The sequence below is a fragment of the Cellulomonas massiliensis JC225 genome, from assembly GCF_000312005.1.
Classification (GTDB): Bacteria; Actinomycetota; Actinomycetes; order Actinomycetales; family Cellulomonadaceae; genus Cellulomonas; species Cellulomonas massiliensis.
The window spans coordinates 754138-758964 of sequence record NZ_HE978588.1 but is presented as its reverse complement, the minus strand read 5'-3'; the positions used below and the strand labels follow the sequence as shown (position 1 = coordinate 758964).

Annotated in this window: 7 protein-coding genes; 5 read left to right on the top strand and 2 right to left on the bottom strand. The window is 78.2% G+C overall.

Annotation, left to right across the window (positions count from 1 at the left end; translation table 11 throughout):
- Positions 1-1009: dihydrolipoamide acetyltransferase family protein (locus tag HGCM_RS16705; protein WP_019135518.1), on the top strand; the 1009-nt coding region annotated here is incomplete at its 5' end.
- A 61-nt stretch (positions 1010-1070) separates the two neighbouring features.
- Here HGCM_RS16705 and HGCM_RS03590 read toward each other — a convergent pair.
- Both HGCM_RS03590 and HGCM_RS16700 read right to left on the bottom strand, forming a co-directional pair.
- The gene (locus HGCM_RS03590; RefSeq protein WP_019135517.1) at positions 1071-1478 is read right to left on the bottom strand and encodes a hypothetical protein; all 408 of its coding nucleotides are present in this window, start codon (positions 1476-1478) and stop codon (positions 1071-1073) included.
- Positions 1478-2005: a QcrA and Rieske domain-containing protein gene (locus HGCM_RS16700; RefSeq protein ID WP_081596430.1), complete on the bottom strand. Its 528-nt coding sequence runs from the start codon at positions 2003-2005 to the stop codon at positions 1478-1480. The genes HGCM_RS03590 and HGCM_RS16700 overlap by 1 nt, the downstream gene beginning before the upstream one ends.
- 263 nt (positions 2006-2268) lie before the next feature.
- On the opposite strand from HGCM_RS16700, the gene HGCM_RS03580 reads away from it, so the two are divergent.
- The 4 genes from HGCM_RS03580 to HGCM_RS18700 form a co-directional block, all read left to right on the top strand.
- Positions 2269-2721 carry a nitroreductase/quinone reductase family protein gene (locus HGCM_RS03580; protein ID WP_019135515.1) on the top strand — a complete coding sequence of 151 codons (453 nt, stop codon included), beginning with the start codon at positions 2269-2271 and terminating at the stop codon, positions 2719-2721.
- Between the two features lie 28 nt (positions 2722-2749).
- Positions 2750-3343, top strand: coding sequence for a hypothetical protein (locus HGCM_RS03575; protein WP_019135514.1), 594 nt, complete (start codon positions 2750-2752; stop codon positions 3341-3343).
- Positions 3344-3431: 88 nt separating this feature from the next.
- Entirely contained in the window at positions 3432-4151 is a 720-nt protein-coding gene (locus HGCM_RS03570) for a YcnI family copper-binding membrane protein (protein ID WP_019135513.1), read from the top strand.
- Positions 4152-4198: 47 nt separating this feature from the next.
- Positions 4199-4827, top strand: a 629-nt coding sequence (locus tag HGCM_RS18700; RefSeq protein WP_019135512.1) for a copper resistance CopC family protein, incomplete at its 3' end; no start/stop codon positions are given.

The window sequence follows — 4827 nt, the reverse complement described above, 5'->3', positions numbered from 1 at the left end:
CACGACGCCCGAGCCGGCCCCGGCGGAGCGCCAGGCGGTCCTCGTCGGGTACGGCGCCGCGGACGCGGGCGCCTCCCGCCGCCCGCGCGCGGCGGAGGCGTCACGGCACGCCCTGGCCAAGCCGCCCGTGCGCCGGCTCGCGCGCGAGCTCGGCGTCGACCTCGACTCGCTCTCCCCGACCGGGCCCGGGGGCATCGTCACGCGCGAGGACGTGCTGGCCCACGCGGCCCGCGCTGAGGCGCGCACGCTGGCGACCTATGCGGGCGACGACAAGCCGTGGCTGGCCTCCGGCACGGTCTCGTCGGACGGCCGCCAGACCCGCGTCCCGGTGAAGTCGGTCCGCAAGCGCACGGCCGAGGCCATGGTGGCGAGCGCCTTCACGGCGCCGCACGTGACGGTGTTCCACACCGTCGACGTCACGCGGACGATGAAGCTCGTCGAGCGGCTGCGCGCCGACCGCGAGTTCGCCGACGTCCGCGTGACGCCCCTGCTCATCGCGGCGAAGGCGCTGCTCACCGCCGTGCGCCGGCACCCCGAGATCAACGCCTCGTGGGACGACGAGGCGCAGGAGATCGTCTACAAGCACTACGTGAACCTCGGCATCGCCGCGGCGACCCCCCGCGGGCTCGTCGTGCCGAACGTCAAGGACGCCCACCGCCTCGGGCTGCACGACCTCGCCCTGGCGCTCGCGGACCTCACGGCGACGGCCCGCGAGGGCCGGACGAGCCCGTCGGACATGTCGGACGGGACCGTCACGATCACCAACGTGGGCGTGTTCGGCATCGACTCGGGCACGCCGATCCTCAACCCGGGCGAGTCCGCGATCCTGGCCTTCGGCGCGATCCGGCAGCAGCCGTGGGTGCACAAGGGCAAGATCAAGCCGCGCCACGTGACGCAGCTCGCGCTGAGCTTCGACCACCGGCTCGTCGACGGCGAGCTGGGGGCGCGCGTCCTGGCCGACGTGGCCGCCGTGCTGGCCGACCCGTCCCGCGGGCTCGTCTGGGGCTGACCGCCGTAGCCCGACCCCGCGGACGACCCCGGCGCCCGCGCACCGGGGTCGTCGCGCGAGGTCAGACGAGGACCGGCGCCCGCCGCCGCTCGGCCGCGAGGGCGGCCAGGCCGAGGACCACGGCGAGCGCCTCCGTGGCGGCGGAGACGAGCTCGGGCCAGCCGCTCCAGGCGGACCGCACGCCCAGGAGCCCGTCGGGCAGGTAGACGGCGAGCAGGAAGCCCGCCAGCGTCGCCGCGCCGAACGCCACCGCGCCGAGCAGCGGCAGCGGCGAGCGCCAGACGAGCACGAGCAGCCCGAGGACGATCCCGCCGACGCCCTGCAGCCAGAACGCGGTCGCGAGCCAGTTCCCCGTGCCGCCGCCGTACCCCTGGCTCGCGACGAGCCACAGGTGCACCGCGCCGGAGACGAGGACGGCGAGCGCGACGAGCACGCGCAGGCCCCACGCGACGGGCCGGTCGGCGGCCATCACGACCCCTGCGCGAAGACGGCGCCGTCCTCGACGCGGACGGCGAACGCGGGCAGCGGCTTGGGCGCGGGGCCGGAGACGTTCTTGCCCTCCAGGTCGAACGTCGACCCGTGGCACGGGCAGTGCAGCTGGGCGTCGTCCGGCAGGACCGTGCAGCCCTGGTGCGTGCAGACCGCGGACAGCCCGACGACGGTCCCCGCCTCCGGCTGGGTGAGCAGGATCTTGGAGCCGTCGGCGGCGGTGGCGGAGACCGCGCCGCCGACGGGGATGTCGGACAGCTTCGCGAGCGAGCCGTCGGCGCCCGGCGTCGCCGCGCCGCCGCCCCCGCCCCCCGAGCCGGGGGAGTCCGCGGACTCGCCGCACGCGGCCAGCAGGGCCACGGCGCCGACGGTCGCCCCCGCGGTGCCGGCGCGGACCAGCAGCTGCCGGCGGTCGAGGCAGTGGCCCCCGCCGCACGCGTGGCCCGCGGGGTCGGGCGCGGAGCCCTGTGCGACGGTGCTCGCGCTGCTCGTGGTCGTCGTGGACATCGCCACCTCCAGGTCGTCGCTCGGCGAGGAGCGGTCGGCGGGTGCGCTCCGCGGTGCGGATCGCGGGTCGGGCCGGTCGGCCCACGTCGGGTACGACGACGCGGACGCCGCGCCGGTTCACCGCCCGCGGTCCAGACTGCCCGGCGGGGCCACGGAGCACCCGGGACGCGCCGGGGCGGTGCGGGATGAGGCGGGGCCGCCCGGGCGTTGCCGCAGACGAGGGCCCGCACGCGGGCAGCCGACCGCTCGACGAGGAGGCACGGATGTCGTTCACCGCAGCGCAGGGCACGTACGGGGCGCGCCAGCCGGGCGCCCTGGTGAGGTGGGCCAACCGGTTCGTCATGCGACGCGCCCGCAAGGGCGGCGAGGCGATGGGCATGCACCTGCTGGTGCTGACGGCGCCGGGGCGCTCGTCGGGCGAGCCGCGCTCCGCCCCGGTCGCGTGGTTCCCGGGCGAGGACGGCTCCTGGGTCGTCGTGGCGTCCGCGAACGGCGCGGCCCGGCACCCGGCGTGGTACCGCAACGTCGCGGCGCACCCGGACGCCGTCACCGTCCAGCTCGAGGGCCGCACGGTCCCCGTGAGCGCGCGCGAGCTGCACGGCGAGGAGCGGGAGCGCGAGTGGGCGCGCGTCGTGGCCGCCGCGCCCCGGTTCGGCGGCTACGCGACGAAGACGGACCGCGAGATCCCCGTGGTCCGGCTCACCCCCCGCACCTGACGTCCCGCCCGCGGGCTACGGTGGCCGCGTGCTGACGACCGGGGCGACGAGGCTGGGGCGCTCGGTGCTCGTCGCGTCGCTCGTCGTGGCGCTGGCCGCCGGGGCGCACGTGCTCGGAGGCGGGCACCTGCCGGCGCCGGCGGTGCTCGCCACCGCCGGGGGCGTCGTGCTCGCGGTGGCCGCGGTGGCCACGGCCCGACCCCTGGGCCGGGGTGCCGCGCTGGTCCTGCTCGGCGCCGGCCAGCTGCTGCTGCACCAGGTCTTCGAGGCGGTGCACGGCTGCGTCGTGCCGAGCGCCGTCGCCGCGACGAGCCATGCGGCGCACCTGGGCACCGTGACGTCCGGCTCGGTGACGTGCGAGCCGGCCGGCCACGCGTCGTCGGCGTCGATGCTCGTCGCGCACGCCGCGGCCACCGTGGTCACCGCGCTCGTCCTCGCCTCCACCGAGCGCGCCGTCGCGGTCGTGCTCGGCTGGGTCGTCCCCGCGCTGCCGGTCCGTCCGTCGGCGCCGCCCGCGCACCGGCCGCTGCCCGTGCTCGTCGTCCTGCCGCGGCCGTGTGCCGCCGCCCTGCTGCGCGCGGTCCCCCGCCGCGGACCCCCCGCCGCCCTCGTCCGTCCCTGAGCGCCCCGCGCGCTCGGCCCGCCGCGACCCGCGGACGGGCCTCGACGCCGTGCGCCCGTGCGCCGGCCCGACCTGACGAGGAACCACCGTGCTCCAGACCACGTACCGCCCTGCCCCGGCGACCCGGGCGGCCGCCGTCGCCGCGCTCGCCGCCGCGCTCGTCCTGCTGCCCGCCACGCTCGCCTCCGCCCACGTGACCGTCGACCCCTCGAGCACCGACGCCGGGGGGTGGAGCGTCCTGACCTTCCGCGTGCCGAACGAGAAGCCCACCGCGTCGACGACCCGGGTCGTCGTGGACCTGCCCACGGACCACCCCCTGCTGTCCGTGTCGGTCCGGCCCGTGCCGGGCTGGACCGCGGAGGTGACGCGCGGACCGCTGCCCGAGCCCGTCGACCTGCACGGCACCGAGGTGACGCAGGCGGCGACCCGGGTGACGTGGACGGCCGACGACGCGCAGGCGGCGATCGCGCCCGGCGAGTTCCAGGCCTTCGACGTCTCGGCCGGGCCGCTGCCCGACGAGGCGGGGACGACGCTCGCGCTGCCCGCGCACCAGACCTACGACGACGGCTCGGTCGTGGACTGGGCCGACGTCGCGGTCGCGGGGGAGGACGAGCCCGAGCACCCGGCCCCCACGCTCGTCACGACCCCGGCGGACGGCACGACCACGGCGACGGGTGCGCCGCAGGACGCCCCGGCCGCGGCGGATGCCACCGACCCCGTCGCCCGCGGCCTCGCGGTGGGCGGTCTCGTGGTCGGCCTCGCCGGCCTCGCCACCGCGGTCGTCGTGAGCCGCCGGAGGGTCTCGTGACCCGGGCCCGGTCGGCCGCGCGCCGCCGATGGGCGATGCTTGATCCTGTGCCTCTCTCCTCCCTCCGGCCGCCGCGCGCGCTGCGGGCGGCCCTCCTGACCGTCGCGCTCGTGCCCGCGGCGCTGGCCGCGCTCGCGCTGCCCGCGCAGGCGCACGACACGCTGCTCGACTCCGACCCGGCGGACGGCACGGTCGTCGCCACCGCGCCGGAGCAGGTCACGCTGACGTTCAACGAGGCCGTGCTCGAGCTGGGCACGAGCGTCGCGGTCACCGGACCCGACGGCGAGCGCGTGGACGAGGGCGAGGCGAGCGTCACGGACGCGGTCGTGACCCAGGCGCTGCGCGCGGACCGGCCGGCGGGGGAGTACACCGTCCTGTGGCGGGCGACGTCCTCGGACGGCCACCCCATCACCGGCGAGCTCGCGTTCCGCGCGACCGACGCCGTGGGCACCGAGGAGCCGAGCGCACCCGCGTCGGGCACGCCCGGGGCCGCGCTGACGCCCACCGCCGAGGCGTCGGCGAGCGTCCAGCCGCAGACCGCGGCGCCGTCCGCGAGCCCCACGCCGGCGGCAGGCCCGCTCGCCGGCAGCGGCATCCCGACGTGGCTCGCGGTCGTGCTCGGCGTGGCGGCGTTCGGCGCCGCCGGCACGGCTCTCGTGGTCCTGCGCCGGCGCTC